Origin of the sequence: Haloterrigena turkmenica DSM 5511 (assembly GCF_000025325.1) — an archaeon.
Classification (GTDB): Archaea; Halobacteriota; Halobacteria; order Halobacteriales; family Natrialbaceae; genus Haloterrigena; species Haloterrigena turkmenica.
This window is the reverse complement of sequence record NC_013746.1, coordinates 17,228-43,141: the sequence shown is the minus strand read 5'-3', so window position 1 is coordinate 43,141 and position 25,914 is coordinate 17,228. Positions and strand designations below refer to the sequence as shown.

Annotated in this window: 28 protein-coding genes and 6 pseudogenes; 16 read left to right on the top strand and 18 right to left on the bottom strand. The window is 52.7% G+C overall.

The window, feature by feature from the left end; translation table 11 throughout:
- Positions 1–72 precede the first annotated feature (72 nt).
- Positions 73–1,707, top strand: a complete 1,635-nt coding sequence (locus tag HTUR_RS23430) for a sodium/proline symporter (protein ID WP_012945846.1) — start codon at positions 73–75, stop codon at positions 1,705–1,707.
- Between the two features lie 5 nt (positions 1,708–1,712).
- Here the strand turns inward: HTUR_RS23430 and HTUR_RS23425 are convergent, their stop codons facing one another.
- Both HTUR_RS23425 and HTUR_RS23420 read right to left on the bottom strand, forming a co-directional pair.
- Positions 1,713–2,240, bottom strand: coding sequence for a hypothetical protein (locus HTUR_RS23425; protein ID WP_012945845.1), 528 nt, complete (start codon positions 2,238–2,240; stop codon positions 1,713–1,715).
- Positions 2,241–2,258: 18 nt separating this feature from the next.
- On the bottom strand, positions 2,259–3,461 hold the full coding sequence (locus tag HTUR_RS23420; RefSeq protein ID WP_012945844.1) for an NAD(P)/FAD-dependent oxidoreductase: 1,203 nt from the start codon (positions 3,459–3,461) through the stop codon (positions 2,259–2,261).
- A gap of 266 nt (positions 3,462–3,727) precedes the next feature.
- Here HTUR_RS23420 and HTUR_RS27730 point away from each other — a divergent pair, with 266 nt between their 5' ends.
- Both HTUR_RS27730 and HTUR_RS26300 read left to right on the top strand, forming a co-directional pair.
- On the top strand, positions 3,728–3,970 hold the full coding sequence (locus HTUR_RS27730; protein WP_012945843.1) for a hypothetical protein: 243 nt from the start codon (positions 3,728–3,730) through the stop codon (positions 3,968–3,970).
- Positions 3,971–3,979: 9 nt separating this feature from the next.
- Entirely contained in the window at positions 3,980–4,300 is a 321-nt protein-coding gene (locus tag HTUR_RS26300) for an aldehyde dehydrogenase family protein (RefSeq protein ID WP_226377590.1), read from the top strand.
- Between the two features lie 134 nt (positions 4,301–4,434).
- Here the strand turns inward: HTUR_RS26300 and HTUR_RS23410 are convergent, their stop codons facing one another.
- The 3 genes from HTUR_RS23410 to HTUR_RS23400 form a co-directional block, all read right to left on the bottom strand.
- Positions 4,435–4,740 carry a hypothetical protein gene (locus HTUR_RS23410; protein WP_012945842.1) on the bottom strand — a complete coding sequence of 102 codons (306 nt, stop codon included), beginning with the start codon at positions 4,738–4,740 and terminating at the stop codon, positions 4,435–4,437.
- 90 nt (positions 4,741–4,830) lie between these two features.
- A complete protein-coding gene (locus tag HTUR_RS23405; RefSeq protein WP_012945841.1) occupies positions 4,831–5,106 on the bottom strand; it encodes a PadR family transcriptional regulator in 276 nt (91 codons plus the stop codon).
- A gap of 518 nt (positions 5,107–5,624) precedes the next feature.
- Positions 5,625–6,008 (bottom strand): hypothetical protein, encoded by a 384-nt coding sequence (locus HTUR_RS23400; RefSeq protein ID WP_012945839.1) that lies wholly within the window; start codon positions 6,006–6,008, stop codon positions 5,625–5,627.
- Between the two features lie 385 nt (positions 6,009–6,393).
- Here HTUR_RS23400 and HTUR_RS23395 point away from each other — a divergent pair, with 385 nt between their 5' ends.
- Complete coding sequence (locus tag HTUR_RS23395) at positions 6,394–7,101, top strand: HTH domain-containing protein (protein WP_012945838.1); 708 nt, start codon at positions 6,394–6,396, stop codon at positions 7,099–7,101.
- Between the two features lie 167 nt (positions 7,102–7,268).
- Positions 7,269–7,364 (top strand): annotated as a pseudogene (locus HTUR_RS28265) (DUF955 domain-containing protein); the annotation flags it as partial.
- Positions 7,365–7,580: 216 nt separating this feature from the next.
- Here HTUR_RS28265 and HTUR_RS23390 read toward each other — a convergent pair.
- Positions 7,581–7,961, bottom strand: coding sequence for a DUF7344 domain-containing protein (locus tag HTUR_RS23390; RefSeq protein WP_012945837.1), 381 nt, complete (start codon positions 7,959–7,961; stop codon positions 7,581–7,583).
- Positions 7,962–8,077: 116 nt separating this feature from the next.
- On the opposite strand from HTUR_RS23390, the gene HTUR_RS28740 reads away from it, so the two are divergent.
- Positions 8,078–8,452: an FAD-binding protein gene (locus tag HTUR_RS28740; RefSeq protein ID WP_081443536.1), complete on the top strand. Its 375-nt coding sequence runs from the start codon at positions 8,078–8,080 to the stop codon at positions 8,450–8,452.
- Positions 8,453–8,775: 323 nt separating this feature from the next.
- On the opposite strand, the gene HTUR_RS26280 is transcribed toward HTUR_RS28740, so the two are convergent.
- Positions 8,776–9,168 carry a type II toxin-antitoxin system VapC family toxin gene (locus tag HTUR_RS26280; RefSeq protein ID WP_012945836.1) on the bottom strand — a complete coding sequence of 131 codons (393 nt, stop codon included), beginning with the start codon at positions 9,166–9,168 and terminating at the stop codon, positions 8,776–8,778.
- Entirely contained in the window at positions 9,149–9,514 is a 366-nt protein-coding gene (locus tag HTUR_RS27725; RefSeq protein WP_012945835.1) for a hypothetical protein, read from the bottom strand. Before HTUR_RS27725 ends, HTUR_RS26280 begins: the two co-directional genes overlap by 20 nt.
- A 166-nt stretch (positions 9,515–9,680) precedes the next feature.
- On the opposite strand from HTUR_RS27725, the gene HTUR_RS23375 reads away from it, so the two are divergent.
- Together HTUR_RS23375 and HTUR_RS23365 are read left to right on the top strand one after the other, a co-directional pair.
- Positions 9,681–9,899: a hypothetical protein gene (locus HTUR_RS23375; RefSeq protein WP_012945834.1), complete on the top strand. Its 219-nt coding sequence runs from the start codon at positions 9,681–9,683 to the stop codon at positions 9,897–9,899.
- 485 nt (positions 9,900–10,384) lie between these two features.
- Positions 10,385–10,594 carry a hypothetical protein gene (locus tag HTUR_RS23365; protein ID WP_012945833.1) on the top strand — a complete coding sequence of 70 codons (210 nt, stop codon included), beginning with the start codon at positions 10,385–10,387 and terminating at the stop codon, positions 10,592–10,594.
- On the opposite strand, the gene HTUR_RS23360 is transcribed toward HTUR_RS23365, so the two are convergent.
- Entirely contained in the window at positions 10,591–10,863 is a 273-nt protein-coding gene (locus tag HTUR_RS23360; RefSeq protein WP_012945832.1) for a PadR family transcriptional regulator, read from the bottom strand. The two genes, HTUR_RS23365 and HTUR_RS23360, sit on opposite strands and share 4 nt — an antisense overlap.
- 1,177 nt (positions 10,864–12,040) lie before the next feature.
- Here HTUR_RS23360 and HTUR_RS26260 point away from each other — a divergent pair.
- A complete protein-coding gene (locus HTUR_RS26260; RefSeq protein WP_012945831.1) occupies positions 12,041–12,196 on the top strand; it encodes a rubrerythrin-like domain-containing protein in 156 nt (51 codons plus the stop codon).
- A gap of 1,246 nt (positions 12,197–13,442) precedes the next feature.
- On the top strand, positions 13,443–13,631 hold the full coding sequence (locus HTUR_RS27020; RefSeq protein ID WP_148225475.1) for a hypothetical protein: 189 nt from the start codon (positions 13,443–13,445) through the stop codon (positions 13,629–13,631).
- A 451-nt stretch (positions 13,632–14,082) separates the two neighbouring features.
- On the opposite strand, the pseudogene HTUR_RS27815 reads toward HTUR_RS27020, so the two are convergent.
- Positions 14,083–14,166 (bottom strand): annotated as a pseudogene (locus HTUR_RS27815) (IS6 family transposase); the annotation flags it as partial.
- A 220-nt stretch (positions 14,167–14,386) separates the two neighbouring features.
- On the opposite strand from HTUR_RS27815, the gene HTUR_RS26255 reads away from it, so the two are divergent.
- Positions 14,387–14,860 (top strand): universal stress protein, encoded by a 474-nt coding sequence (locus HTUR_RS26255; RefSeq protein ID WP_148225474.1) that lies wholly within the window; start codon positions 14,387–14,389, stop codon positions 14,858–14,860.
- On the opposite strand, the pseudogene HTUR_RS23345 reads toward HTUR_RS26255, so the two are convergent.
- From HTUR_RS23345 to HTUR_RS27015, 3 genes and pseudogenes are all read right to left on the bottom strand, one after another.
- Positions 14,861–15,208, bottom strand: a pseudogene (locus HTUR_RS23345) (group I truncated hemoglobin); the annotation flags it as partial.
- A gap of 17 nt (positions 15,209–15,225) precedes the next feature.
- Positions 15,226–15,585 carry a DUF7344 domain-containing protein gene (locus HTUR_RS26250; RefSeq protein ID WP_081443533.1) on the bottom strand — a complete coding sequence of 120 codons (360 nt, stop codon included), beginning with the start codon at positions 15,583–15,585 and terminating at the stop codon, positions 15,226–15,228.
- Positions 15,586–17,372: 1,787 nt separating this feature from the next.
- Complete coding sequence (locus HTUR_RS27015) at positions 17,373–17,540, bottom strand: hypothetical protein (RefSeq protein WP_187291521.1); 168 nt, start codon at positions 17,538–17,540, stop codon at positions 17,373–17,375.
- Between the two features lie 53 nt (positions 17,541–17,593).
- Between HTUR_RS27015 and HTUR_RS28255 the strand changes: the two are divergent.
- Positions 17,594–17,821: pseudogene (locus tag HTUR_RS28255) on the top strand (DUF955 domain-containing protein); the annotation flags it as partial.
- Between the two features lie 403 nt (positions 17,822–18,224).
- Here the strand turns inward: HTUR_RS28255 and HTUR_RS23340 are convergent.
- On the bottom strand, positions 18,225–18,482 hold the full coding sequence (locus HTUR_RS23340) for a hypothetical protein (protein WP_049942104.1): 258 nt from the start codon (positions 18,480–18,482) through the stop codon (positions 18,225–18,227).
- A 433-nt stretch (positions 18,483–18,915) separates the two neighbouring features.
- Here HTUR_RS23340 and HTUR_RS23335 point away from each other — a divergent pair, with 433 nt between their 5' ends.
- A complete protein-coding gene (locus tag HTUR_RS23335) occupies positions 18,916–19,551 on the top strand; it encodes a DUF7344 domain-containing protein (protein ID WP_012945826.1) in 636 nt (211 codons plus the stop codon).
- 244 nt (positions 19,552–19,795) lie between these two features.
- Positions 19,796–20,131 (top strand): annotated as a pseudogene (locus HTUR_RS26235) (transposase); the annotation flags it as partial.
- A 695-nt stretch (positions 20,132–20,826) separates the two neighbouring features.
- Here the strand turns inward: HTUR_RS26235 and HTUR_RS23325 are convergent.
- Entirely contained in the window at positions 20,827–21,447 is a 621-nt protein-coding gene (locus tag HTUR_RS23325; RefSeq protein ID WP_012945825.1) for a hypothetical protein, read from the bottom strand.
- A 530-nt stretch (positions 21,448–21,977) separates the two neighbouring features.
- On the opposite strand from HTUR_RS23325, the gene HTUR_RS27720 reads away from it, so the two are divergent.
- Positions 21,978–22,343, top strand: coding sequence for a hypothetical protein (locus tag HTUR_RS27720; RefSeq protein ID WP_012945824.1), 366 nt, complete (start codon positions 21,978–21,980; stop codon positions 22,341–22,343).
- Positions 22,344–22,357: 14 nt separating this feature from the next.
- Here the strand turns inward: HTUR_RS27720 and HTUR_RS26225 are convergent.
- Together HTUR_RS26225 and HTUR_RS23315 are read right to left on the bottom strand one after the other, a co-directional pair.
- Positions 22,358–23,144: pseudogene (locus tag HTUR_RS26225) on the bottom strand (IS4 family transposase); the annotation flags it as partial.
- 71 nt (positions 23,145–23,215) lie between these two features.
- Positions 23,216–23,974 (bottom strand): hypothetical protein, encoded by a 759-nt coding sequence (locus HTUR_RS23315; protein WP_049942101.1) that lies wholly within the window; start codon positions 23,972–23,974, stop codon positions 23,216–23,218.
- A gap of 530 nt (positions 23,975–24,504) precedes the next feature.
- On the opposite strand from HTUR_RS23315, the gene HTUR_RS23310 reads away from it, so the two are divergent.
- Positions 24,505–24,990 (top strand): DoxX family protein, encoded by a 486-nt coding sequence (locus HTUR_RS23310; protein WP_012945822.1) that lies wholly within the window; start codon positions 24,505–24,507, stop codon positions 24,988–24,990.
- Between the two features lie 250 nt (positions 24,991–25,240).
- Here HTUR_RS23310 and HTUR_RS28590 read toward each other — a convergent pair whose 3' ends face one another.
- On the bottom strand, positions 25,241–25,849 hold the full coding sequence (locus tag HTUR_RS28590) for an HTH domain-containing protein (RefSeq protein WP_012945821.1): 609 nt from the start codon (positions 25,847–25,849) through the stop codon (positions 25,241–25,243).
- Positions 25,850–25,914: the final 65 nt, after the last annotated feature.

Sequence of the window (25,914 nt, the reverse complement as noted above, 5' to 3'; positions counted from 1 at the left end):
ATTTCCACGAATCCGACGAGGCGATTCTCGGAAACGCACATGACGAATCCAGTACCGAACGGGGTGCCGATCATGGTTGAGACCATCATCTACATCGAGTTCATCCTGTATCTTGTCGCACTCCTCGTCATCGGCGCGTACGGTGGACGTCTCACCGAAACGGTCCCAGACTACCTCCTCGGCGGCCGGAAACTGAATCTGTTCACTGGCGCGTTAAGCGAACAGGCTAGCCTGTGGAGCGGATGGTTGGTGGTCGGCTTCCCGGCACTTGTCTATGCGAACGGTATCTCGTCGCTGTGGTGGATGGTCTGGCAGATTCCGCTTGGAATCGTGACCTGGGGGATACTGGCGAAACGTATCGGCCGCTATTCACGCGTCTTGAAGTCGCTGACCGTCCCCGGATTCCTGTCCGCCCGGTACGGGGATACCAGTCACCTCATCCGCATCACGAGCACGCTCATCATCGGCGTATTCATGGCTGGCTACATCGCAGGCCAATTACTTGCTGCCGCCAGCGCAATCTCTGTCGGCTTCGAACTCTCCTACGAGCTTGGGTTCGTGATTGCACTTAGCGTCGTTGTCATCTACACCGTGATGGGCGGATTCACCGCGTCGGCTTACACTGATGTACTCCAAGCCCTGCTGATGACCGCGTTCGCCATCATTGTCCCAATCGCAGTATTGGTGGTTATTGGCGGTCCGAATGAGCTGATGACCCAGTTCAACAACGCTGCCAGCGACAACATGACCTCGTTTACCGGTGGCCGGTCGCCATATGAGTTCCTCATCTTCTCGACAATCGCTGTCATCGCCTTGGGCGGGCTCGGCCAACCGCACGGCGTCGTCCGATACATGGGAATGGAACGTCCGTCCAAAGCTGGCTACGCCATGATCGTCGCCGTCGTATTCATGTTGATTGCGCTAATCGGCATCCCGATCATCTCACTCGGCGCGGTAGTGATGCTCCCTGGAATTGAGAACCAGGATCTCGTCGCGCCGATGATGATTCTCGAAACGCTCCCGCCGTGGCTCGCCGGCTTCCTCCTTGCGGGCGGCGTAGCAGCGATTATGAGTACCGCCGACTCGCAGCTCCTTGTCGCTGCCAGCGCGTTTGGCGAAGACGTATATAGTGGGATTCTCAATCAAGACGCGAGCGACCGACAGATTCTCCTCGTAAACCGTATGTCTGTTCTCGCCATTGGCCTCCTGGCCGCTACCTGGGCTTGGGTTACACCAGGATCAGTGCACACGACAATCCTGTTTGCCTGGGCGGGCCTCGGCGCGAGCATCGGTCCCGTGCTCGCTATGTCGATATATTGGAAGAAAACAACAGGGCCGGGTGTACTCGCGGGGATGTTCACTGGACTAGTCACAACCATCATCTGGAATCAAGCGTCCGGGGGGCCGGGCATGATCTTCGACGTCTATGAACTCCTGCCAGCATTCACGCTCAGCATGCTGGCGGTCATCATCGGTAGCTATCTCTCCGGTCCGCCAAAGCGCGGTGAAGAAGAAATCCAACGGGAACTCCGCGAAATCTCGAAGCCGCTGCAAGACGAAATCGACCTCGTCCGTGAACGACAAGAAGCCGCGCAGGCAGCCTCGAACCAGCATTCGCCGCAGCTGACGGCGGTAACAGAAGAAGAGATTGCAACAACCTATCTTGCAGACCGGCAGCTGGATGATCTCTCTCCGGCCGACAGCTAACCCCCTCACCTGTCAAGCGATTCGGCAGTAGATTCCTCTGTGACACTGTCTAGTGCAACGTCTTGTGCCGTCAATTGGTGTGTGATCGTATCGATCACGTGGACGTTCTCCGATGACGAAACGGGGACAATCCAGAATAGTTTGAATGCCGTCTCGTCGCGCAGAATCTGAATATGCGGCGTGCTGAACGAATTATACTGGCGATTGATCTTGCGACGAACGAAGGAGTACGCTGTATCCGCAGCCGTTTCCTGATCCAATCTTGGGTTTAAGAGGGAGGTCGCTGAGACTGACCGAGACTCTATCTCCGGATAAACGTCGTTTTTCCGGCACGTCGCAGTGAGCAGATCTACAGTCACAGACATCGACACGTCCCTGCTCTCAAAGATCCTCCGGTTGATTTCGATGTCGAATTCGAACAGGTGCTTTGGAAACCCAAGCACGCGGACTGTGTTTCGGTCGGCAGATAGCCCGTGTTGAGCTAAGACAGCATCGAGAGACCCATTCGGGCAAATTACGTCTACGTCTCGCATATGAATAGGTGAACAGTGCTACACGTTATCCGCTACTTCGCCATGACCGGCTGCCGACTTCTCAAAACGGTCGTAGGAGAAGAAACTGCCATCGATTAACGACGTAGACCCTGTTGTGATCAGGTCGGTCATAATTTTGCCCACGGCAGGCGCTTGTTTGAAGCCGTGTCCGGAGAATCCGCAGGCGAAGTAACAGCCGTCTGGACCGACCTCGTCCAAGATGAAGTCGTGGTCAGGTGTCGTCGAGTAGACTCCACAATATTGACCCTGTATTCCTGCATCGCGGAGTTCGGGAATCATCTCGCCGAGCTCCTCGGTCAGCTCAAGAATTATCTCCTCGTCGGGCGTTTTGTCGTATCGGTCGGGGTCTACCTCCTCGTCAGTATGATGCGTAGCAACCAGAATACCATCACCAAAGTCAGGGCGGATATACCACTCACCGCCTGGAAGTGCTGTCGTGGGGACCAGTGAGGGATAATCGCGTTTGTAATCTTCCGGCGGATCAAGAATGAGGACCTGCTCGCGTGTTACCGCAATCGGGATATCTACGTCCACGGTCTCGCCGAGCCGCGGCGTCCAAGGCCCGGCCGCTACCACGACCTTCTCGCAGGCAATATCCCCATCTTCAGTTTCAACACCGACAACACTTCCCTCGTCAGTTGTGATCGATTCAACACCGGTCCCGGTGATTACGGTCGCACCGTTGCGCCGCGCCGCACGGTCGAATCCGTTCGCAGCATCAGCCCCATCAGAGTACGCTGCCTCGTCATCAGAAATCCCGAAATCATAGTTTTCCACCCCAGAAATCATAGGGTACTGCTCGAGGAGCTCATCACCCTCATACCACGATACGGGGATATCTAGACTAAAGAGGACGTCGTATCCGGCTTCAGCGTACGTGCCACCCGGTGTATCTTCGTTTGCAAACCGGACCATGGGATTTTCTTCATGAGCAATCACTTCGCCAGTTTCGTCATCGAAGTTACGGTAGAACTGATGGCTCCACCATGCCATCTTGCTGTAGATCTCCTGGTCGCCGTAGTGGTGACGGAGAATCGCCGAAGAATCACCAGTCGACCCTGTCCCGATTTTGTTCTTCTCAATAAGCGTGATGTCAAGGTCGGTTTCTTTAGAGAGGAAAAATGCCGTGCTGGTGCCCATGATGCCACCACCAATGATGACAATATCGGACTCAGTGGGCAACGTATCCTGTCCAGGCATACGTCAACAAAGTCTACCGCTTCATTTCAATATTTGGTTCCCCGACTTCCTCTAATTGAAAATCGCTCGTAATTGCTCGACTTGATGTTATCCAGAACGTTCTCAACTGCTGTGAAGGGTGGGATTCTCTCCTCGAAGATGGATAGGTTGAGGCTATTGGTCCTAGATCAAAGTATCTGCTTTGCCATTCTCTCGACCGGCTGATAAAAGCCAGATGGCCTTGTTTAGCGGAAGCGGTGGTGTCTCCGTGCTTGTCTACGGGCGGAATGTCCGACATCGAGACGGAGCCAGAATTAGTTGGCGCCGTCTGGGACAGGGTACTCCTCGGAGCGGACGGGAGCGTCAGTCACCGGGTGACGGTGAGTAGCGGGGACACTGAGACGAGGTGGGAGTGTCTCGAGTTCAACCCCGCCCGAGCATGGAAGCACAACCACGCGTACAACCTCTATGACATAGGGTTGTACGAACTGGTTGAAGATCCCCGAGAGTCTGATCAAGATAGCAAGTGACGAGCCTCTATCCAATCCCGAGAGGAGGTATTCGGTCCGGTCATTGCCCTCTACGAGTTTTTGGACGAACGGGAGACGATTCGGCGGGCCAACGACACTGAGTTTGGCCTCTACGCGACGGTCTGGACGAACGATCTCGGACGTGGCTACCGCGTTGCGAACGAAATTGAGGCCGGCAGCGTAATGGTCAATCAGTACTCCGGCTCGTACCCGCAGACACCCTTCGGCGGCTACATTTTCACTTGGGTTGTAGGTTGGCTGGATCGACTTGTAAGCCGTAAGAGTGCCTCAGCTACTGGTCTCAATAAGAAATACACGCTCTGTATTTAGTATACAGTTTTTTGTAGTAATCAAGTTTATTGGTTGTTGCTCCATTACCTAACTCACCTGTGTGTAACGCGTCATACCATCTGCTATCGGTGTTTTATGACCCCTCGGATGAGGGAAAAGAGGTGACTGTGTCGCTAGTTGCTGCCTCTCCGACCGGGAATGACGTAGTCGATATGAACCTCTGGTGTGCTCGGTGACTCGGGCGCAGGGACGCTGTTCCAGTCAACGACGTGGACGTTCGCCATCTGACCGGAGAACCGGAATCGGTGGACGCCAGTCTCGATCGCTCCCTCAGCGGCCTTCTCTGAGACGATCGTTGCCTCCTCGAGCGGGTCAGCGCCGACCAGTTCGATATCGCCGTCGACAGTAATTTCATAGTTTGATGGCACTCCGCGCCCAATGATTGTAACGAGATTTGGAAGATTGTTCTCAGCTAGCATGGTATGAGGACGCAAGCCTGCTATCATAAGCTTTCTGTCGGCCAAATAGTAGGTTCCAGAGAATGTACGTCTCAAACGAATATAATTCAATTAAATATCAATATACTGGTCCTCCCACTCTCGCCGCTCCTGGATTCTTTCCTTACCTGCGCCGGTGATAGCATAGTAATTCGTTCGCTGATCAAGTTCCCCCTTCTCAACAAACTCCTTATCGACAAGCGTGTCGAGGTTGGGATACAACCGGCCGTGATTGATCTCCGAACTGTAGTATTTCTCAACTTCGTCTTTGACGTTTTGACCAGACGGCTGGTCGGCGCCTGCAATTACGTACAGGAGGTCGCGTTGGAAGCCGGTGAGGTCGTGCATCTCATGAGAGTATCCAACGAATCTATATTTGATACCTTTCCCACAATATATTGGATGCTACTATAATATAAAACTATATCGTACTGATCTTTCTTGACCACAATTGACTGAGATCGATTAATCTCCTTACCATAGATTGAACAGTTGCTAATCGCGCGGAGACTGAACTCACGGCATACATTTAAACTGCACAGTATTGAGGAGTATACATACAGGTGAACTGAGTCATGTCTCTGGCCGATGATCCCCGTCCGCCGCTTTCCGAGTGGATTACAGACGCGTACGCCGTGCTTTCGACCCACATCATCGATTCCAATAGCAGGACCTGTCACGGCCAGGTTCCGGCGATCAGGCGTGGCCAAGCAGTCGATCTGCTGTGTGCATCCGAGACACTGGAACTTGAACGAGCGGACACTGAGCACGCAATTAAACGACTGATCGATCGCGGATACCTCTACCAAGTTGATACCGAGCTTCGGGTGACGACTCCCGCTGAAGATCGGTAACGAGTTCCCGCTCTACTCTTCCCTACTCAGCTCCTGCAACGTGTCATCTGTCATGAGCAAGCAGACCATTGGTACCGACTCATCCCGGACAAAATGGATTTCCTTTGTTGCCCACTGTTCGATGCGATCTACAACGGGCGGTGGTAACGTCGTCGTGCCGTCACTGGCGAGCATCGATTGGCCCAGCTCTGTGAAACGCGCATCACTGTCGTAGGCGGATCGGTACCTTGTAACGACGAGCGCGTCCCGCTTCACCCATTCTCCCCAGTAAATGAGATCACCACGGGTTACGGCATCGAATGCGGTCGACGATGCGGTCGGCGGGAACATTCCGACAGCCGGATTCTCTGTGTCTCGTTCGAGGAGCCCGATTGAGGACAGCTCATCCGTACTCATATCACAAGGTACGTTAACAACCTACATAATCCTACAAGCGACGAAACAACCTCCGGCTTCGAGTGCCGCTCCTTAGTCTGAATAGCTCATGCGGTCGCTTACGGTTCATGCGGTTGTAGCGACGTCCCGCAGCACTTCTTCTTTGATGGAGGGGTGCTTGAGTCAAGCTAGCAGACGATACAGATCCAAAGATACGGACAATAACTCATTTTGTCTCCTGCTGGAGTCATCGATAAGATGGTGTTGAGTGGAGTGGAAAATGCCAGGGAGTGAGAAGCGTAAAATGACAGTCCATCGTGTGTATTTCCGCAAAATCAAATATAATCGTAATATTTCGACAAGTGATAGCTGAAAAGTTATTTTTGGAGCACAGTGAACGATCGATATGACGCTGGCAAACGTGGACCGATTCAAACGTGACCGCGTCACCGATGTTGGCCACCGGGCAGTCGTTCTTGGGGGGAGTATGGCTGGGCTCTGTGCCGCGCGCGTCCTCGCTGACGGATTCGACGAGGTCGTCGTTCTCGAGCGTGATTCGCTGCCCGATGAGTCGGCCACACGGGACGGAGTCCCGCAAGGCACGCTCGAGCCCGAGCAGTTACTCGCTGACCTCCCACCGGCCGTTGGTCGAATCATCCACACGCTTCTCACCACCGAGAGCCGAATCTCACAGTGCGAACTTGCCGACCGAGCGGATGTTTCGGCACGGACGATCCGAAACTATCGCGACCGACTCGAGGCGCTCGATCTCATTCGCGTCGACGAGAGCGGGTATCGACTGGCGTTGTCGTTCCGAACGGCCACCGAACGTCGCGAGCCCGTTGTTCCGACCGGCCTCGAGGAGAACCAGACGCTACGTGATGCAGCTGACGCACTCCTCGAAATATTTCTTCCCCCAGATCGGTATGGCGACCCCGACGACCCGATAGGAAGTGTACTGTTCTGGCCACCAGATCCAGTACGATTACTCGATCATCCCAGAGTCGGTCTGTGGCTACAGCTGGCAGCGGCGCTCACAGCGACAGAATCGACCGAGAACAACCGAGCCGTACAGATGGGTCCACCGCTCACGCAGCAAGCGCTTTGCGCGTGACACCCTCTCGCGCCTGAACAGTCGATGGTACCACGGTTCCTTTATTTGAATTGGAGGCGCTAAGCCCCGTCCGTTAGGGCGGGGAGACAGCGCCGTCATCGTCTTCCAGTCGTCCGTGTTGGGAATCTGAGGTCACCAGCTCGAGAGTGGGGTAAACGGATCTACAAGTACACAGTGGTGCCGACGACAAGGCTGAGCGATCGAAGCGTGAACTCGAGGCCGAAGCGGTCGGCTCCATCGTTGGGCGGTACTTCGAGTTGGATATCACTCGAGTGCGACTCGTGCATAGCGATTTATTGTGCCACAGGAACATGATCTGCAGGGGGAACGCGTCAACATCACCTATATACCCCCCCTACGAAGGAGGTTTGAAGCTATCTCGGTTCTTCATCTCCCGACGTAGCTGTTCAGTGCTATCGATGGCCTCGAGGAACGCCGGTTCTATCCGTGAGATCAGCAGTCGTAATGGCATCTCGAGTTCACTCAGCGCCAGCGAGACCGTCGCTCACTGCGGCTAACACCGGCTCGAGATCTATTATCTGATTTGTTAGTGAGATCTTCCCAGTGTCCGTATCATAGGTTATAATGGACTCATCCACCATTTTCGGCAGATGAGTGTGATGGAGCACGGTACGGATGTAATCCGCTGTCTGAAGCGTAATCGTCTGGACCGGTACCTCTCGTTCCCGCGCCGCAATTTCCATTGCTAACTGCTCCTCCGTCACTGGCTGATCGGTCGTCCGGAGTCGCTGGATAATGTAGCGGCGATACCGGTGCTCAAGTATCTCGAACAAGCGATCGACATCTGACCCACCGACAGTAATACGATCAGCAGGGTTCTCCAACGAAGCATCATCCATACACTAATAGAGGCGTTACAGTCTTTTCCACCCTTGGCAAGCCATCTCAAGTAGAGAATAATTTAATGTAATTATCTGAGTGACAATATGAGTGGCTATCACCGTACTACAGCGCAGTGGCGTTCGCGAAAGAATACGGTTACCCTATCTCGGTGAAAGGCGGTGGACACAACATTGCGGGCAGGGCCGTCGAGGATGATGCCCTCATGATCGACCTGTCGCCGATGAAATCGGTTCGCGTCGATCCGGATGTGAAGACTGCTCGCGTCGAACCTGGTGTCGTACTCAAAGGCCAGCAGCAGTCGCTGAGGACGCTCCGAATTCGCTGTCCACATCTCCCTCTCGTCGGTCGATCGAACGGGCTACGCGATGGCTGCGACGCGGATCCTGCAGGCCACGAACCTCCGACCGACTCGAGACAGCATCTCCCTCCTCTAGGCGGTAGTCAGCTCACCATACGCTGCTGCCCACGCACTCCAGCAACTCGCTAGCGAAGACGACAGCCGAGAACTCCGGCTGGACGAACTCCGCTATGCATTGGGAACGCTCGACCCCGAGCAGTTGCTCGTCGATCTCCCACCGACAGTTGGCCAACTCGTTCAGACGCTTCTCACAGCCGAAAACCGCCTGTCACAGCGTGACCTCGCCGACCGAGCGGGCAGCACCGTAATCAACTCCCAGATAGCAAAACGACTCAAGACAGAGCGGTACGTACAGACTAGGATTTACTCCAGGAGAATCGCAACTGCCTCGACCTCGACGAGTAACTCTGGATCGATGAGGCGATTTACCTCACCCATACTGGTGGGTGAGCTCATCCCCCTTGCGGATTGTAGACATCTAAATCAGGAACACGCTCAAAGTCAGAGTCTGTAGCGATGACTCTCGCATTACACTTTCGAGCAGTAGCTGCAATGAGAACATCCATCATGTTGATCGGCTCTCCTTGATTCCGGAGGGTCGCTTCAATCCGCGCAGCATGAGCCGCAACCATGTCATCAAATGCGAGTGGTTCGACCCAATCAAGATCATCCCTTACGCTTGCAATGTCCTCTGCTGGTGAGTCGGAAAGGAGCGCTCCTACATAGAGTTCGAAAAGCGCAACTGTGGGAATACCGATTGGTTCAGTAGTGCTTTCGAGAAAGTCTTTTGCGAACTTTTCCCCCTTCCAATAGTCAATGACAAAGCTACTGTCTAAACAGTTCATCGCGGTCCTCCCTCATATCGCGATCAAATCGCTCCCCAACAGCTTCTACGCTCTCAGCAATATTGGTGCCCTCATACTTTCCGAAACTCTTGAGATAGTCCGTTTCGTCTGTCTCGACACCTTCAGGGACCCACCAGACTCTCCCTCGAGGACCGACCTCCATACTCTCGAGCAATCCTTCCTCTTCGAGACTCTTGAGTCGGTTGAGTAACCCTCGTTTCCCAATTGGCAGCTTGTCGGCCGCCATTGTAGTCGTCAAGACCGGAGTTTCGGCACTCTGGAAGACGTCAATGATCTCTTCGTCAGTCACGCGTGGCTTACGACCGACGGAATTTTCACCTGGCATACCGGAGGGTACAAGACAGATTGTGAAAAAGGTTCCTATAATAAGAATCAACTATAGTAAGACAGTGTCTCAGGTACAGTAAATAGAGTTAAGCTGTTTCCTATTATGCGAATTAATGGATTCAAAACCGGCTCCTTGGGGCATTGTGGTGCGGTAGAACACTCAAGTGCTAGGGACACTCGTCGACGGAAGTTCCGGAGAAGACTGGATCAACGACCGGATCATCGCGTTGCACGACGGGATCTACGTACGACGACACCGAGAGCCGGACCTAATCCAGATGATCTCCGCCAGGCTCAACGAGGGGATGCACGGATCCTCGACGAACGGGCTGGTCGCACAAGTGTTCCAGGAGAAAGACCACAAGCAGGCATGTGTTCTGTGATCGGACAGTGACAGGATGGCGTGTGTCACCCAGCTACAGTTCCACCGGGTGAGGGACAAACTCCACCTGCAATAGACGCTCTGGTCGCAGTACGTTGACCTCAAGGATTACGGGAACCTCGTGGTCGCTGCAACGCTCTCGAGTAGCGATGACGGACGCCTGCCAGATCGGTGAGCTGACCCTTGAGATGGCTGAGGCCAAGCCCATGCCTGCGCCGTCACAGAGGAGTAGAGCGATCGGAGCCAATTGACAGTTGCCGTCTATGAGTCGCTCGAATTCACAACCGACCACACGAAAGTCGCTGAGGTCTTCGATATCAACCCCGATCTACTTGATGAGGCTTCCTCCGACTACGAGTGGCACAAGCTCCGCGAATATCGTCGTAGACGATTGTCAATCTACCAGCCCCAAAATCCGTTTCAGATTGACGGTCATAGATTATCATCGCAAAAATATTGAAGACGCTGCGATTGGTATGACGTATCGTGAGTCAGAACGTCACACTCGAACCGGTTGAAAATGTCCCCTCTGATTCCCGAGTTTGCCACTACGACGAACTGGGCGAAGACGCGAAGGAAGAGTTCCCGATCCTCACCGAAAACATCGACATCTCTGTTGATAGTACAATTGTGGATGGGCTCGAAGGGTATGACCTCGTGAAGTACACTGACTACTACGAGGTCTCTATTAGCTAATCCACATACTGGGATTCCCACTCTCGTCGTTCCTCAATTGCAGTTTGCCCGGGGTCGTTGATGTCGTAGTAATTCGTCCGACGATCGAGTTGCCCTCTCTCGACCAGTTCCTTGTTGACAAGTGTATCGAGATTGGGATAGAGCCGTCCGTGATTGATCTCCGAACTGTAGTACTGCTCAATCTCATCTTTGACATCCTGCCCGGACGGCTGGTCGGCACCTGCAATTACGTACAGGAGGTCGCGTTGGAACCCGGTGAGGTCGTCCATCTCACAGACTCTCTATCGAGTATGCTATTTGTTATCTGTCCTCTATCGAGAACATATGTTCCCCATATATGATTTCAGTATAGTATTTGTCTGTGAGATACTATTCCATTATTCTCTCTCAAAAGAGAGTTTAAACCGCTCTTGATGCTCCCCTGCACGTTACCATGCAGGTCCTAGTTGCCCAGGCCATACCGTACGTCCGATGATGAGTTGTCACACGCTCAGGGCGACGCTGGGAGTTGCACCCTGCCGTTAGGTCTTCGCTCTTACTATACGATGGGTTAGTCCTATTACTGCCCGCGATTCGGAGTGATTCTGACTCACGCTCGTGGCAGCCGTGTCCTTGTGGTGTATGCCACACTTGTCATGAGATCATCAGATACGGAGGTGGAACCGACCGAAGTACGACTCCAGGAACTCTCGCTGATTCCCTCAAAGAGCCAGACCACTGCCCTGCTACGAGAGGGTCTGACGACGTACTTACTACGAATATAGGTGGTCGGTACCGTATATGCTTTCGTTAATTATGGCTGAGAATACTGTGCAATCTGAGTCTATAATTCCTCCTCAATGATGTGGTAACGATACGATCCACTATACCCTCGGGACCACTTTTCCAAGTATGGACGACTTTCGCAGAACATCCCGAACAGCTCTAACGTGAACCGCTCATCTATATCGGGTTTGATGCCTCTATATAGATCTCGTGACTTAACATACGGTCCGCGGGTCGGATGATTGAGGTATTCATCTTGTAATTGGGATCTGACAATCTTGTCAGTAGCATCGAGGTCGTAATCCCGTAGTATGTTCGGTATTTCGCACATCTGCGATATGTTCACACTCGACTGAGCTGGTTTATTTCCGGTTCTGATTGCCAGAATATATTATCACTGGAATATAGGATATATGAGGTATTGAAAACCAGTACAAAACCCGCTGCTAGCACTAAGCCAAGCCACAGGAAGAAAATGGTGGCTGCTTGTCTGCCAGTTAGCGACTCCCCATTGAGGAACTCGGTGACCCTCATCATCTAACCAGAGGTATTGTTTGCTGATTGAGGCTGAGGATGGTTCTCAAATGTCAGGAAACGGCCTCGAGTTGAAGGCTTAAACATCCGATATAGGACGGGGTGTTCTACAGTGAGTACTTGTGGCTGGCACAACAAGATGGGAGTATGCCTCACGATCAAGATGTCGAAGGCGATACGGCGGAAATAGCCTCTGAGTTCGAGTGTTTACAGTGTGGGAAGATCGTCACGGCCGAAACCCACCCTGGCGAATGTCCCAACTGTGGCGGTGAGTTTCAGAACCGGGCAAAGTCCCTTGAATAATTGGATTATCAGTCCTGATACTTGAGAAGTGTGGCACAAAGTGACTATCCTTTTGGGTGAATCCACTACAAATCCCGAGAAAACTGATGGAGGCACTATGGTTGGTTCTCTGAGTTAACAATTTTCGCACCCAAACGCAGAAACCCCTCCAGAAATGACGGTGGTGATGAATACCGAATCGCTTTGCTTCGCCGGTCAAACTCCAGCAAATGGGCGTCCTTGACGAAAGCGAACTAGACGAGTAGTGTCTATAGCATCAGGTCCGAGGCCAGGTTCTCGGATTCAGAATCCGACTTCTCCGACCTATCTGAACGGTCCGAACTTTCAGAGACGTCTGCTCTCTGGATCCGAATCCGAATGAGTCCAACTAGGGGACTGTGCGGCGTCGGTGATCAGACGGATACCCTGCTCGTCGATTATCTGGAGTATTTCCTTGGAATCAGAATCGGCGCACCCGGCAGGAACGATCACGACACGGACTCATGAGTAGAACGGTGGGAAACTCTCTCGAGCACAACACGACTTCGCTGGCACCAGCTTCATTACGACTCCTGGCGCATGCCCTCCATGCCACGCTGTGACAAATGCGGTGAAGAGGTCGAACGGATATGGAAAAATACAGCGAGCGGAGGTGACAACTGGGTCTGTAGCGGCTGCCACCCAACGATAGACTCTCCAATATAGCAGTCGTCACTCTTCAAGGTCAGTCGTCGGCTGGCATCCCGGTCAGTTTAGATACGCGAAGGCAGGGGTCCAAGCGGAGAGTACCGGGCTTTGCGGTCGTCTTACCAAACACGGCGGATTGATCGAAGGCCAATGTTTGGTAAGAGCCGGCGTCGATCGGGAAGACACTCTCGGCCACTGTATTGGATCGAGACGGCATCATTCGGAAGTGGAGGGGTTTATATGACGGGATGTGGGACTTGATGACATGAGCAGTGATACCAATAGTAGTAGTAGCCGCCAGACACGACTTCGAGAGCTGCTCACTGACGTTTAAGCCGAGGCCGAGCAGCTCCCCGAAGAGCTGAACCAGAACCAGACGATTAGTGAACTCGAGCGGACCATAGAGACGCTCAACCGGATCGATTCTCGGAGCGAGTAAGACTAACGACGAAGACGGCGTAGGTGCCGCAGAGTACACTTGATTCTAAGGCTACTCAGTCGTTTCTCTCTGTTACGCCATGTTTCGGTCAATTCTGCAATAACCATCGGTTATATCACAGTGGGGCGTTACATCATAGACGTGGAAGTCGAATTGGACAATCTGGAGATTCGGGATTTGGCTGTAGTACCTTCTGAAACGACCAATTCCATTGATTTCAGAGTTGAAGGATGTGTTGGTGGACTCAGTGAAGATAAGATGAATAAACTTGTTGGGAATAAAATCAAACTTAAAAAGGTCATCTGTGAGGTTGATTCGGAATCATCATGAAGGGGACTGAGTAGGGGGCTGTCGCAAGTATGCTCATACTCAATACCGTAATCACACACCAACATCTTCGTCAAAAATCCGGATAGCTCTGTGCGGAGCGGAGGCGGATTCGCGGTCTAATTCTCATACTCATATCTTGTCTGTGAGCACTCTGAGAGTTCTCTGTGATGGGGTATCCAAGTGGTAGTCAAACAGAGGAATTCAATCATCCTGGCACGGCTGAATCTATTAGACGGCTCTGTAGGTCTCCTCGAGACATCTCTGGTGGTGGGCGCTCGTCGTGGTCGCCATCTTTGGCAGCGTGATCGTCATATTCTACGAACGGCTGATCGGCCGGGTGACAACCGGAGATCATTCCACTAATTTGGAGTGATCCGGATCTGATCGCCTCGCCATTTATATACCGAGCGTAAAATACAGCCTATGGTGGATTGCTTTTATCGGCACTGTTTAGTTTAGCACCTCGGCTGGCCCACGAATTATGGAAGCGGTCAACTCGCATCTTGAAGGTGTGAAACCACTTTTCGATTATGTTGATGTACAACATGTGGGTCGGCCGGCTAACGATCATTCCCGTTCTCATTCTGTTCCGAGGATCGGTGTAACGTCTCCAGCGTCGGCGTTTTCGTTCGATAGTGTCCGAGGGACCGCGCCGACACAGTTGCTCACTCTCGTCCTTACTTCGACGTCCGGAACGAGACCATCGCGACCGTTGCTGGGAAATGGTTTTCTACTCTCTTCTCGAAGCCGCGTATATGGGTGGGCACGTACTAGTGGTGATCAGTCGTACGGCCCCGTCGACGGATATACTAGAGTATGCGTTTCAGAAATATCCCAACGCAAAGATCACCGTGATCCACGTGACCACCGCACGGAGCCCATTCGATCCGTTTAGAAACCGTGACCCGTGTGAATATGTGATTCCGGAGTTAGGAAGTGAACAAAGCGAAGAACTTCTTCCTGCTCCGGACTTGTTCACTCGGGCGCAGCAGAAACGGGCAGAGAATGTGTTCTCCCGAGCGTATGAACTCTCTGAACGGTATGACAAAGCGATCGAATCTGTCGTGAGATCCGGCGATGAAACGGAAGAAGTCGTCACTTATGCAGAGAATCACGCTGTCGATCAGATTATTATTGCAGAAAATTCATTAATTGAACTTCCACTGTTTCACCAGAATGTATCTGAATCCGTGGCTCATACCACCAGCATACCGGTCACGACACACTAGTCAGTCGGCTGCTGTGACAATCGCCTCCTGAGAACTAGCAATCTCCTCGAGGACTGCCTGTCGATCATCTTCATTGACGTCGAATTCGACGAGTGCCCCGTCGAAATGGGTCGCGATTGCCTGGAAGTCTGAGGGAGTAATCCCCATATCTGCATGAATGGTCTTCATCTCCCCGCCCGAATACTTGACCGGGCCGCCGGTGACGGAGCTAATGAATTGTGCCTGATGGGCGCGCTGTTTCTGCATATCGCCATCGTCGAAATAATCTGCGACCTGTTCGTCTGCCATGATACGATCGTAAAATTCGTCGACAACAGCCGTGATCACGTCTTCGCCACCAAGTCGCTCATCACCGGAATATTAAATTACGTACTACGAGATGGATCTTCCAGTAAATCATCTGGAGGCCAACTTTCTAACTCTTCAGCAGCATCAAACAGTTGCTCGACTTCTGGTTTACTGGCAAGTGAAACCTCATTCTCCTCCCAATTCACGTTGATTATTCCTTTCTCTTGTAGCAGTGACAGAGAACTATGAACCAATCGGATATGGGCGCGTTTAACCTTTGTATCGCTGATTTTTTGGGAAGGGATTTGATGTCTCCGGGAAGCCACCTCTCGTGAGAGTTCCTTTATACAGGTTGTTCCATCCCTTTTTACTAACTCATGGAGTACCAACTGACGATCAGCGCTGGCGAGGACACGAAATGCCTCCATCTGATCCATCACATCTGAAATAATGTCTCTAAGGGTGAAAGCGGTACTGTCTAACCGTATTGGTATGCTTGCACATATCCACTGCATTCTTATGGTGTGTTCAGTTCGCAAGTGTAGGGAACGGATAGTTCGCTCCAGAGTGGGTGAAAAGAACGGCATGCGGATCGGTCTCTGACGCCCTCTGGAATACGCAAGATGGACAGTCACTTGTTGTTGCTCGAGTTCAGTGATCCGCTGGAACACAGGGTGTCAGAGAAAGGTTCCCATACCCTCTCTGTGATCACCCGATAACCGGTAAGTACAGGTAACTCGCTTATCGCGCAACGACGGGCGAAAGTTGAGTTATATAAACCGATTGGAGGGTGAGGTAGTTCTGATCTACATATATGTGAAACTGTGAATTGATCTCACATCTATTTCTATTGGAGCTGTGTTATCTAGTGTAGGTATGCCGAACCAAAGTGAAATAACACGTCTTCTAGTGAAATGTAAGAGCTGCAATAAACCCCAGACAGCCTTTCGTCTCGTGGATGGAGCGATCCGGATATCCGGACGTAATGTGTGTCTCTGCGGGGGGCAAGATTCGTTGTTATGAGCGAGGGAGACTGACCAGTATCGTCTCTAAACCAAATATTTCTCGTAGATAACTTCAACTCCTCTTAAAATAAAGTCAGGATTCAGTTCGCAAGTGTAGTGAACGGATAGTTCGCTCCAGAGTGGGTGAAAAGAACATCATGCGGATCGGTCTCTGACACCCTCTGGAACACGCACGATGGATAGTCACTTGTTGTTACTCGAGTTCGGTGATCCGCTGGTCACCAGGGCTGACAGTCCACTTGGCTGGAAGCAGCCGAAGTCCAGGACATGCTGACCGCCAGGATTGACAGTCCCCCCCCTGTCGCGTGTTGGCTGACACGGCGCCGTGTTGCTCGTGGACGGTCCCACTGAACTGGAGCTCGCAAGTGACAGTCCCTTACTGCTGTCGAGTTCATGAATGAACTCAAGTCCACGTGATCTGCTGTTACTGGAACCGCGGTGTTTCGCACAAGACGGCACCCAACTAGTGCGGTCACGATGGCACCCAGATGGTGCGTCGATACTGGCACCTCACTGGTGCTCTCGCACTGTTTACATTGGTCACCCCCCGTCTCATCACACCGGCAGCCTAGTCGTGCGTGGGACGGTTGGCACCCGGGGCAGTGCATCACGACGAGTGAATTAACGTGTGTCGCTCACGTCGGCACCCCAGATGCCGGTCCCACTGGCTGGCACCCCCCTTTCGGCTGTGATTCGGGACCAACATCCGTTAGCTGCTGGCCTCAGCGGGCTCTGTCATCGGGGCGAGAAAATGTTATTCACGGATAGCGAACCCGACGAGGATCAGCGCGCCGAGGCTGTGCTCGAGCGGGTTCGGTAGAGAATTCATACTGACGTTCGGTTTGAACACGCTGGACAGGACATGATACCATCTTTGAGTAGCATATACGCTCCCTCACAGTGACAACACAGACAGCCAACCGAGAGGTCCGATTCTCGAGCGAGACCGCTGAGCGTGTTTCGTAACCGGCGCTGTTCGGCTTGGACCTGTTCAATATCTTGTTTCAATTCTTCGATATCCGAGGACACTGGTTGTTTCCGGGCTGGTCCCATTCTGTGTTGTAGTGGTTTCATTGACCTCTATACGCTTCCAGTGGGCAAAAGCACGCTTCCAATCTGATTCGTAGCCAACTACATGAAGGTCAGTATATATTCAACCAGGTCGGCTCTCGGTCGGCGTCGTGAGGGACGATCCCGGTTCAGTCGTTGCCGCGTTCGCCGGCGGCCCACTCGACGAACCGCTCAAGTTCGCGATACTCTCGCTGGGCCTGCCGTCCGAGGGTGTCTGCCCGACGATAGCGGTCAATTCTCCCGTCGTCGACGACATCGTCGTCATCGATCGTGAAACGCTTGCCGCGGTCAGTCATCCGTGTTGGAAATCTGAGATCACCAGCTCGAGAGTGGAAAAACGGATCTACGAGTACACAGTGGTGCTGACGACAAGGCTGAGCGATCGAAGCGTGAACTCGAGGCCGAAGCGGTCGGCTCCATCGTTGGGCGGTACTTCGAGTTGGATACCAGTAGGTCAGCGTTCTACCTTGCCCCGTGGCATGATGAACCAGAGACGATTCTCGATCAGCTTGAACAAATCAATTCGACCGCCCAAGAGACCATCGACATCGTCAGCAAGGAGACAGACGGTGAGTGATCGACCGCTTCTGCTCGAGCTGCACTGTGGAGCACCTTCGAGAGAAGGACCGACTTTAGACGAGTTCTCTTTTCCCCGTCTTCGACCGGAGAGTCGAATCTACAAGTGTGTTTTCGCCCTTAAGTGCAAGGGTGCAAGCAGGGAGACCAAGAGGTGCTTTATTCTGGTAGGCGAGTATAGCTTATCTCGCCGGGGACCTTCGTTCCACCACTATTTGTCCCCGGCCCTTTGGCATCCTCTACGTGTACTACTCAACCATAGTGATCTGGTGCCGCGAGCGGCGCTTACCCGACACGACCCTGATAGCGGCTGTGATGTCCCCACGCCAATAAATTAGATCTAGTAGGACGGCAGCGGCCAATAATTCCGTAAGAGGATAAGAGTGCGGCTCTTTCGAACGGCGTCAGTCACTTGCCTCAATCGCGTCAAGAAACCCGTCGATAGTATCGACAAGATTCGGGGGCCCTCGCCGGTCATCTGTCGTGAGAAGCGAATAGCGGATGACGATTGTCTGTTCCTCACCCGTGTTGTGTACCCTATCAACGCTGGTCACGCCTTGCCAGATGCCAGTGGCTTCGACGTGACCATGGCGCTCATGGTCGTATCTTTCGTCCACTTCAATAGACAGATCAGAAGCTAAACCAGATCCTTCCTGGGGCATACGATTTATCTCCGTACACTAGTATTTAGTACTGGTGCTGACACCACCGAGTATACAAGAAATTAGATCATTTCGCCTGCTGCAATAGACAAATAGTTGACCCAGTCTTATCAAAGCAATCTGGAATTACTGATCTGACATTTCACTGTTCAGCTCTACACACCTACAATAGGGATTATCACATAAACCAAATTTCCGTGGTATGCTGTTTATTACCCGTTACTCACATTCTCTGACACAGGGAACCCCCCACCCCAACAGACCACTGGATACAGGATTTCTCTGAGGCCAAAATATCTTCTCCACAATGTCTTCGAACTATATACTATCTTCTGTGGTTGTTTAATTAATTTACTATATCATAGTGTCATCTAGTCTTTAGAAAAACAATAAAACTTATGTCGGAATACTCTAACCATTCGTTCAGAAAATTATGTCTGAATTAGACTACCCGCTCCGTTCATCGGGTTCGCCCTCCAGCGAGTCCCAGTCTGACAAGTCACAGGAACTTGACCAAGATGATATCTTTCATCTTCTCCAGACGAACCGCCGCCGAGAGAGTATCCGCTATCTGCTGGCTCACGAGGATGAAGGAGCTGTTCGAATGCGCGATATCGCTGAGCACATTGCAGCGCAAGAGCACGACACCACGGTCAGGCAATTAACGTCGACCCAGCGCCAGCGGGTGTACATTCCCCTCTATCAGTCACACCTTCCGAAACTTGATAAGAAAGGGATCATCGAATACGAGAAGTCACGCGGAATTGTGCGTCCTGGTGATCGCCTTGAGGAGATCCGCCCCTATCTCGAGGTACAGCCTTTGCAGAGGGAAAGCGAGCAGCCAGCGCGTGCGTCCGCGTCCAGTGAGGATGCCCTCCCCAGATATTACCACATAGCCCTCGGCATCAGTCTGGGCCTGCTGGGAGCTACTGTGGGTGGCCTTTTGGCGACCCCTGGGCTGATCCTCGTGACGCTCATCACGGGTCTATTCGCGCTGACCAGTGCTGTTTCGATCCTCGCCGACGTCCTGCCAGCGAGTGAGACTAAGCGGCCTCACCTGCGTAGTTGACTGGCCAACAAGTGTCGATTCGGACTTTGAGAGTCCCCATCCTCGAGTGTGGCGATAATAACTAAATTCCAGTTCAGCTGACTCCACGCGTGATTATCCTGTAATCACGTGTGTTGATTGAGATCTGTTCAATGTCAATAGCTAGTCTCGGTCGGGTAGTGTCTAGTCAACGAGCGCGCAATTCTTGGATTCGGCTGTCATGCAAGTCCAAGAACCGCTCATTGTTACGCTCGAACCGGATCCACACGATAGCCAGATCGCTCCGTCGTTGATCAAACGCCATCCCGAGCATATTGACATTCTTCTCGGTGACAAAGGGTACGACGACCAGAAAATCAGACGACTTGCCCGTCAACACGAGGTTCGACCATTGCTCAAGTATCGTGAGTTCACATCGCTCCACAAAGCATGGAACGCACGCTTAGATGCTGATCTCTACGGCCAGCGGAGTCAATCCGAGACTGTCAACTCCACGCTCAAGCGAAAGTACGGCGCGTTCGCCCGCTCACGACGCTGGTGGACACAGTTCCGTGAACTCACCATCGCCTGTCTCATTCATACTGTAGACCGATCACTCTGAGCGGTCAATACAGGCGAAGGCGCTACCGGAGCAGCTACCCACCTCTCGGATAGGCGTCAGAAACAACCTGCTGAATAGAGAGCATGGATGCAGCAAACCCACGTCTTCTTTCCCAACTGATTCGTGACAAATCAGCTGATCAGTAGATCTGCACATTGATCAGATAAATTTGCACCACCATATCTAATTAGAGTCTGTAATTTAAATGTTGGTGGATTAATACTATTAGGCGCTCAATTGAGCAGTCAGTGTATGAGGCTCTATTGGCCCGAACCAAACCCGCCATGCAAACCGAAGGAATGTATTGAGTGTGAGACACTTATTGACGGAGATGAAATTGAGGGATACTGGTTGGAACGCGAAAACCATCAAGATTATAATACTTATCACCTATTTTGTTTAGATTGTTGTACAGAAAAGATGGACGGATGGTCAAACTACCCAAATGTACCTGATGTGGAAACGGCGAAAGAGGTTCTCTACAAGTAACGGACGACGGCCCGGACTCGTGGAAGGGACTGTTCGCCGAGTACGACAAGTACGGGAACCGACCGGAGAGCGGTACCACCGTGCCGTAACGGTGGGCGGGAGATCCTCACCGGGCGCAAGGATTTCGTGAGCCACCGTGACGACTGTCGGTTCGGAGGGTGAACTGATGCCTCGAGACTGTAGCTCAAGACGACAAAATCTGGAGTCTAGGATTGACCGGCATTTAGCAGCGGACCACCGTTTACAGACTCTATCAGATCGAGAATCCTCTCGCCGAACTGGTCGTTTGTAATATCACCATTCAGAAGTTTACGTAACCACTTGACATCCAGGAAGACAGCGAGCACTCTATTTTTATGCTTGTCAAGGACTGTGAGTTTGATCTCCTTGACTTCTGTGAGGAATTCATCGGCATCACGAATTGCCCGAGTGAGACTAGGAGCGAGAGCTCGAAACTCCTCGACCAGTACATCCCGATCGGTCGTTGTCACCATCACGCGTAGGTCAAATTTGCCCTTGCGGTACATGACTTTCTTGACATGGATGACGTCACTGTCGATGTCGAATGCATCACGATCGAAGCCAGGAATATCCGTCTTCTTCCCTTTCTTCTTGTGATTGTTTTCTGTATCGTCCTTCTTTTCCGTATCGTCCTTCTTGTGATCGTTTTCCTTGTTGGTCTTTGTCTCGTCTTTCTTTTTCTGGCTATCAGCCTCACTGCTGGCACAGCCAGCCAAGACGGTTGCGAGCGCAGTGCCACTGCCGAGGAGTATCTTTCGTCGTTCCATATTCCATCCCCTATAGTCCCCGTAATCAGTAATCACCATCTACGGAGAATTTAACCGTGCCCTTAATTCGATCTGTGAGTAGGGTTCTCCCCCTTGTCGAGAATTTTGAGAATGTGCAGTGTCTGGGCCGAGGGGACTTACTACAAGTATGAGGCGACGATCGAACTCCGAGCCCCTCGGTTGGTCTAATCCGAAGTGGTGAAATCAGATTGGGTTGGTTCTGGTGCCACGGTTCACGCTGGTTATCTCAACTCGTGGTCCCCACACGTAGTGATCGCCGATCGAACGTATAGCGCCCGACGCCGCCTGCGATGTTTTAGTGCTAATAAATCGAATCTGGTAGAACTGGTACGGTAGATACCTCGGATAATGTGTGAGGTCTTTACTCGATACCAACCGCTCTTCGAGCGGATGGTGATTGCGGCGAAAGTGTGAAAGCGAGAGGTGGGTGGTGTGTCAGATGTCTCGACTGCGGCGGACGGGCTGATGTCTCTGTGGCCGTCCTCTGACCGGCCACGCCTCTGGATTCTCAATCAGAGGTCAAAAACCCCAGTGATTCGTCCACACTTATGCCCCGACAGCAATCCACAGCCGCCGACCACGAGTTCGAATCGACACCGACTGAGATCGACGTCGACGACCTGCCAGACGAGACGACCGCCTACGTGAAAGACAGCGGCGGATCCACGAAGAAGGCGTTCCATCTCTCGAGAGACTGCTCGTACTTTCCTAGCAGCGAGCAGGAGTTGACCCTCGAGATGGCGCTTGTGTGGGGGTTGTCGCCGTGCTTGTGCTGTACTGGCGATGACCGCCCGTTCGGATCGGGACACGGCCGAGGCCACTACCAGACACTCGTTGCCGCCAGCGAAGAGCAGGAAGAGCGCGAGCCGGCGAATCCATGGCCGTGGTTACAGCCGAAAGCAGCGGACGACTGACTCGAGATAGTGTCTATACCGACGATATCCGGGTTGCTCGTGTCGAATTCGTCCAGTTCGTACTGCGTCTTCAACTCACGGAACAGCAACTTAACCTCCCACCGACAGCGATAAAGTGCCGCTAGATCTGCCGGGAGAAACTCTTCGCATGGGAGATTCGTGATATACGGGTGGTAGTCGTCGGCGTCCGCAAGGAGGACGCCAATGACGCGGAACCGCTTCGTATCGCGTGATTGCGGCCCGCGTACGGTCTTCGGTTGAACGCTACTTCGACTTCCACGTCGATGTACTCGCGGTGCAGATCATCCACAACATCGTGGACCTGCCCACCTTCCAAGGGAATATCGCGGCCGCGCCATTCCCGTAATTCCTCCGTTACGACCGGATTTGCACTCTCTTTCAGCCAACTCACGAAGTAGCCGTTGTTCTCATCGATCAACGCAAAGCGGCGGTACTTGAAGTAGGCTCAGTCGAAGAAAACGAGCTAATCTTCGGGCCACGATTCTGTGTTAAACAACGTACTGTCGTGCGTTTTCTCGTCAGTCACGTCGAGCCGTTCTATTGTCTGTTTAGTGGCATTATAGAGCAGGTGGAGCCTCGCTCCAGCCTGCTCCTCTTTCCGGCTTCGTATTCCTCGGAAAGAAATTCGTGCAACCGTAGAACAGTTCCATCAGCGATCATCACGTCCCTGAATCGGTCGATATCGACATCAACAGTGTCAGGGGCAGCGACCTCGTCGAGGCCGTGCTCGACGAGGTCGCAGAAGTATTTTGCAAGAGACGGCGTCAACCGGTGATAGAAGCTAACTAGACGGTGCCAAGAGACCGCTGGTGAAGTTACTCGAGACGATCGTGAATGTTGAGCTGTGTCGCTCAGCCGTCACTCTCGCCGTCGACGAATCGCAGCCGATCCCAGTCAACGCCTTGTGACGACCGAAAGCCAATACTCATTTCGTCCGCGATGCCATCCGTCACACTTGTGCTAACGGTGCCGAGTACGGTACCATCAAGGTCTTTGATCCGGAATCCAACCCCGTTAGAACTGTCAGCAACAAATTGACAGTCAACAGTTCTATCAACCAAATTTGGGAGTCTCGTGTTCTTGTCAAGAATTACAACATCATTCCCTGTCTCTCGAGCAATCCGAATTCCACCGTTCGGGTCAACAATAAGCCGCCACCCTGGGGTTTCTGTGGCCCACACGTTGTCCCCCATTCCGAGAAGGATCCAGGGCTGGGAGGTGCTCGAGTCAGGACGCATAAGTACCGAAACCACGCGGCCGTCTTCAGGATAGTTCGGTAGCCCCTGACCAGGGAAGGAACGGATATTCGAGTCGCCGTTTTGCCGAATACCCTGACTCGAGTCCTCGTGTAAGGCCGCGCTCGAGGAGACTCTGGCATTGCCGGTTCCGTCACGTGTCCATGGACCCAGCTGACCGCCGCTATTGTAGTCCTCGAAGTCGTCGATTATCAGCGTAGCCGGATTGACGGATTCATCACTCTCGTTGCCGGAGTCGTCATCATCTAAGTCACTTGGTTCGCTGGCCGGTTCAGTTTCGTTTTCAGTGTCGTCCTCGTTGTTCTCGTCAGTCACATTGTTTCGATTGGGGCTCTCTTCGCTTTCATCGTCCATTGGTTCGATAAGGTCTCCGCACCCAGCCAGCGTAGCTGAGAGTGCCGTTCCGGCACCTTCAAGCATCGCGCGTCGTCGCATAGGTAGGTATTCTCCAAGGTCCGAATAATAGTACCGAATATCGGAGTGTATGGATAGAAGTTGAGAGAGATCTCTGGCTCGAATTAGTCGTGGCGGCCGTCCTTGCAACGGCTAGCTATTTACTCGAGACAATACTTCCACCGGACCGATACGGCGATTCTGAGGACCCGATCGGCGGAACCCTCTTTTGGCCGTCCGATCCGTGGTCGTTGGCGGATCAGCCTGCTGTTGCGCCGTGGGCCAGACTGGCCGCACAGTTGACTGGCACTGAGCGACCGAATCGCGAGACGCCGATCGCTGTGGGACAACCAGTCTCCCAACAGCCGATCACTGGACCAACAGCGATGAATCCTTAGCCGGGTACTCCTGCGGGGCCGGTCACACTAACGTAACTTAGTTGGATAAAGGAAACCTGAAATATATATGTAAAAGGGTGAAAAATTCGGGCGATGTCATCTGACGTTACCCATGACAACCAAAACTCGACTTCGGAGTATCAATCCGGAAATAGCAGGTCTGCCCTACTCGGTCACCGGGTGAAAGCGTATGAAGAACAAATTTATTTTGCATTTCGTGTTCTTGTCGGACTCTTATTCGTGCAGCATGGTGCTCAGAAATTATTTGGTCTTTTCGGAGGTATCGATGGAAGTGGAAGCACTGCGCCACTAATCAGCATGTACGGTGCTGCTGGTATTATTGAGCTAGTCGGTGGCCTCCTTATCGTCGTCGGCTTACTCACTCGGCTTGTCGCACTTATTGCGGCCGGGCAGATGGTCGTCGCTCAGTTCATTGCCCATCTTCCAGAGGGAATTGTTCCAATTCAAAATGGAGGAGAACTCGGTTTGCTCTATCTCGCGGGTTTCCTTGTCCTCGTTCTGTATGGAAGTGGACGCTACAGCCTTGAGCGCCTATTTTTCGACCGTGAAGTCATCTAATTAGTGTACCAGTCCTATTAGCTCAGAGGCTATCAGGCCGATTTCGGTCAGTTCCACTCCTATTGAGCCTTCATAGAGGAGCAGCCACTGCTAGCCAATCGGCATGCCGCCTTCCTTCTTTCTTCAACACAGTAGGGTGATCAGTACAGGTATACGACCACCTGCAGGCGGACGCTCAAGACGCGGCTCAGGAGGCTACACCTTATGCTCGAGCCGATCGACCCTGTCACCGGGGAAGGGTGTTCTTAGCTCACGGTCGCAGCTTACGCTCTGACCGCTGACTTCGCTCGTGATGAGGCATAGTGCCGACTTCGACTCGGTCACAACACTGACATACACCGATTCCCTGTACGGTTGTCAGTTGGGTACTGCATTCTGGACAGTGGCTCGGGGGTGGTGCAGCCGAATCAGGGACATACGGAAATAGCTCAAGGTCGTCCGTTCTGAGGGCTGCAATCGCGTCCATTACTCCGTGGTGATCGTCACCCCGGGAGTGTGGGAAGACGCTCGCCAATTGCTCTTCAACGTATACCGCAAGACACATCATCGGTGTCCGGAGCGTGGTCTTTATTTCGTTCGTAAAGGTGGACGTGGAAGTCCGAACGCTGAACGGCGGTTGGATGCTGCCCCCGTGTTCACCGGCCCACATTTCCATCTGTTGAAATGCATCGATCGCGTTGCTGTAGGGCGGTTGGTCTGTGAGCGTGATTGCCGCCGGCCACGCGTGTATCACCAGGTTGTCGATATGATCCGCAGCGTCGAGTCGGTGTAATGCGTCGATTTTGGTGTCGATCGGCTCAACCAGTCCGTCTGGACGGACGTACGCCTCTACGGTCAGTTTGTTGGTATGAATGTTCATGGGACTCCCGCGAAGGGGAAGAGACTTACAGTCCGTGGCTAGATAACGGTTGGTACGGTGTAAAA

Bases quoted from the DNA above. Each gene is read 5' to 3' on its own strand.
- HTUR_RS23430 (WP_012945846.1), top strand. From the start codon at position 73: ATGGTTGAGACCATCATCTACATCGAGTTCATCCTGTATCTTGTCGCA.
- HTUR_RS23425 (WP_012945845.1), bottom strand. From the start codon at position 2,240: ATGCGAGACGTAGACGTAATTTGCCCGAATGGGTCTCTCGATGCTGTC.
- HTUR_RS23420 (WP_012945844.1), bottom strand. From the start codon at position 3,461: ATGCCTGGACAGGATACGTTGCCCACTGAGTCCGATATTGTCATCATT.
- HTUR_RS27730 (WP_012945843.1), top strand. From the start codon at position 3,728: ATGTCCGACATCGAGACGGAGCCAGAATTAGTTGGCGCCGTCTGGGAC.
- HTUR_RS23410 (WP_012945842.1), bottom strand. From the start codon at position 4,740: ATGCTAGCTGAGAACAATCTTCCAAATCTCGTTACAATCATTGGGCGC.
- HTUR_RS23405 (WP_012945841.1), bottom strand. From the start codon at position 5,106: ATGCACGACCTCACCGGCTTCCAACGCGACCTCCTGTACGTAATTGCA.
- HTUR_RS23400 (WP_012945839.1), bottom strand. From the start codon at position 6,008: ATGAGTACGGATGAGCTGTCCTCAATCGGGCTCCTCGAACGAGACACA.
- HTUR_RS23395 (WP_012945838.1), top strand. From the start codon at position 6,394: ATGACGCTGGCAAACGTGGACCGATTCAAACGTGACCGCGTCACCGAT.
- HTUR_RS23390 (WP_012945837.1), bottom strand. From the start codon at position 7,961: ATGGATGATGCTTCGTTGGAGAACCCTGCTGATCGTATTACTGTCGGT.
- HTUR_RS26280 (WP_012945836.1), bottom strand. From the start codon at position 9,168: ATGAACTGTTTAGACAGTAGCTTTGTCATTGACTATTGGAAGGGGGAA.
- HTUR_RS27725 (WP_012945835.1), bottom strand. From the start codon at position 9,514: ATGCCAGGTGAAAATTCCGTCGGTCGTAAGCCACGCGTGACTGACGAA.
- HTUR_RS23360 (WP_012945832.1), bottom strand. From the start codon at position 10,863: ATGGACGACCTCACCGGGTTCCAACGCGACCTCCTGTACGTAATTGCA.
- HTUR_RS26260 (WP_012945831.1), top strand. From the start codon at position 12,041: ATGCCTCACGATCAAGATGTCGAAGGCGATACGGCGGAAATAGCCTCT.
- HTUR_RS26255 (WP_148225474.1), top strand. From the start codon at position 14,387: ATGGGTGGGCACGTACTAGTGGTGATCAGTCGTACGGCCCCGTCGACG.
- HTUR_RS26250 (WP_081443533.1), bottom strand. From the start codon at position 15,585: ATGGATCAGATGGAGGCATTTCGTGTCCTCGCCAGCGCTGATCGTCAG.
- HTUR_RS27015 (WP_187291521.1), bottom strand. From the start codon at position 17,540: ATGACTGACCGCGGCAAGCGTTTCACGATCGATGACGACGATGTCGTC.
- HTUR_RS23340 (WP_049942104.1), bottom strand. From the start codon at position 18,482: ATGCCCCAGGAAGGATCTGGTTTAGCTTCTGATCTGTCTATTGAAGTG.
- HTUR_RS23335 (WP_012945826.1), top strand. From the start codon at position 18,916: ATGTCTGAATTAGACTACCCGCTCCGTTCATCGGGTTCGCCCTCCAGC.
- HTUR_RS23325 (WP_012945825.1), bottom strand. From the start codon at position 21,447: ATGGTGATTACTGATTACGGGGACTATAGGGGATGGAATATGGAACGA.
- HTUR_RS27720 (WP_012945824.1), top strand. From the start codon at position 21,978: ATGCCCCGACAGCAATCCACAGCCGCCGACCACGAGTTCGAATCGACA.
- HTUR_RS23315 (WP_049942101.1), bottom strand. From the start codon at position 23,974: ATGGACGATGAAAGCGAAGAGAGCCCCAATCGAAACAATGTGACTGAC.
- HTUR_RS23310 (WP_012945822.1), top strand. From the start codon at position 24,505: ATGTCATCTGACGTTACCCATGACAACCAAAACTCGACTTCGGAGTAT.
- HTUR_RS28590 (WP_012945821.1), bottom strand. From the start codon at position 25,849: ATGAACATTCATACCAACAAACTGACCGTAGAGGCGTACGTCCGTCCA.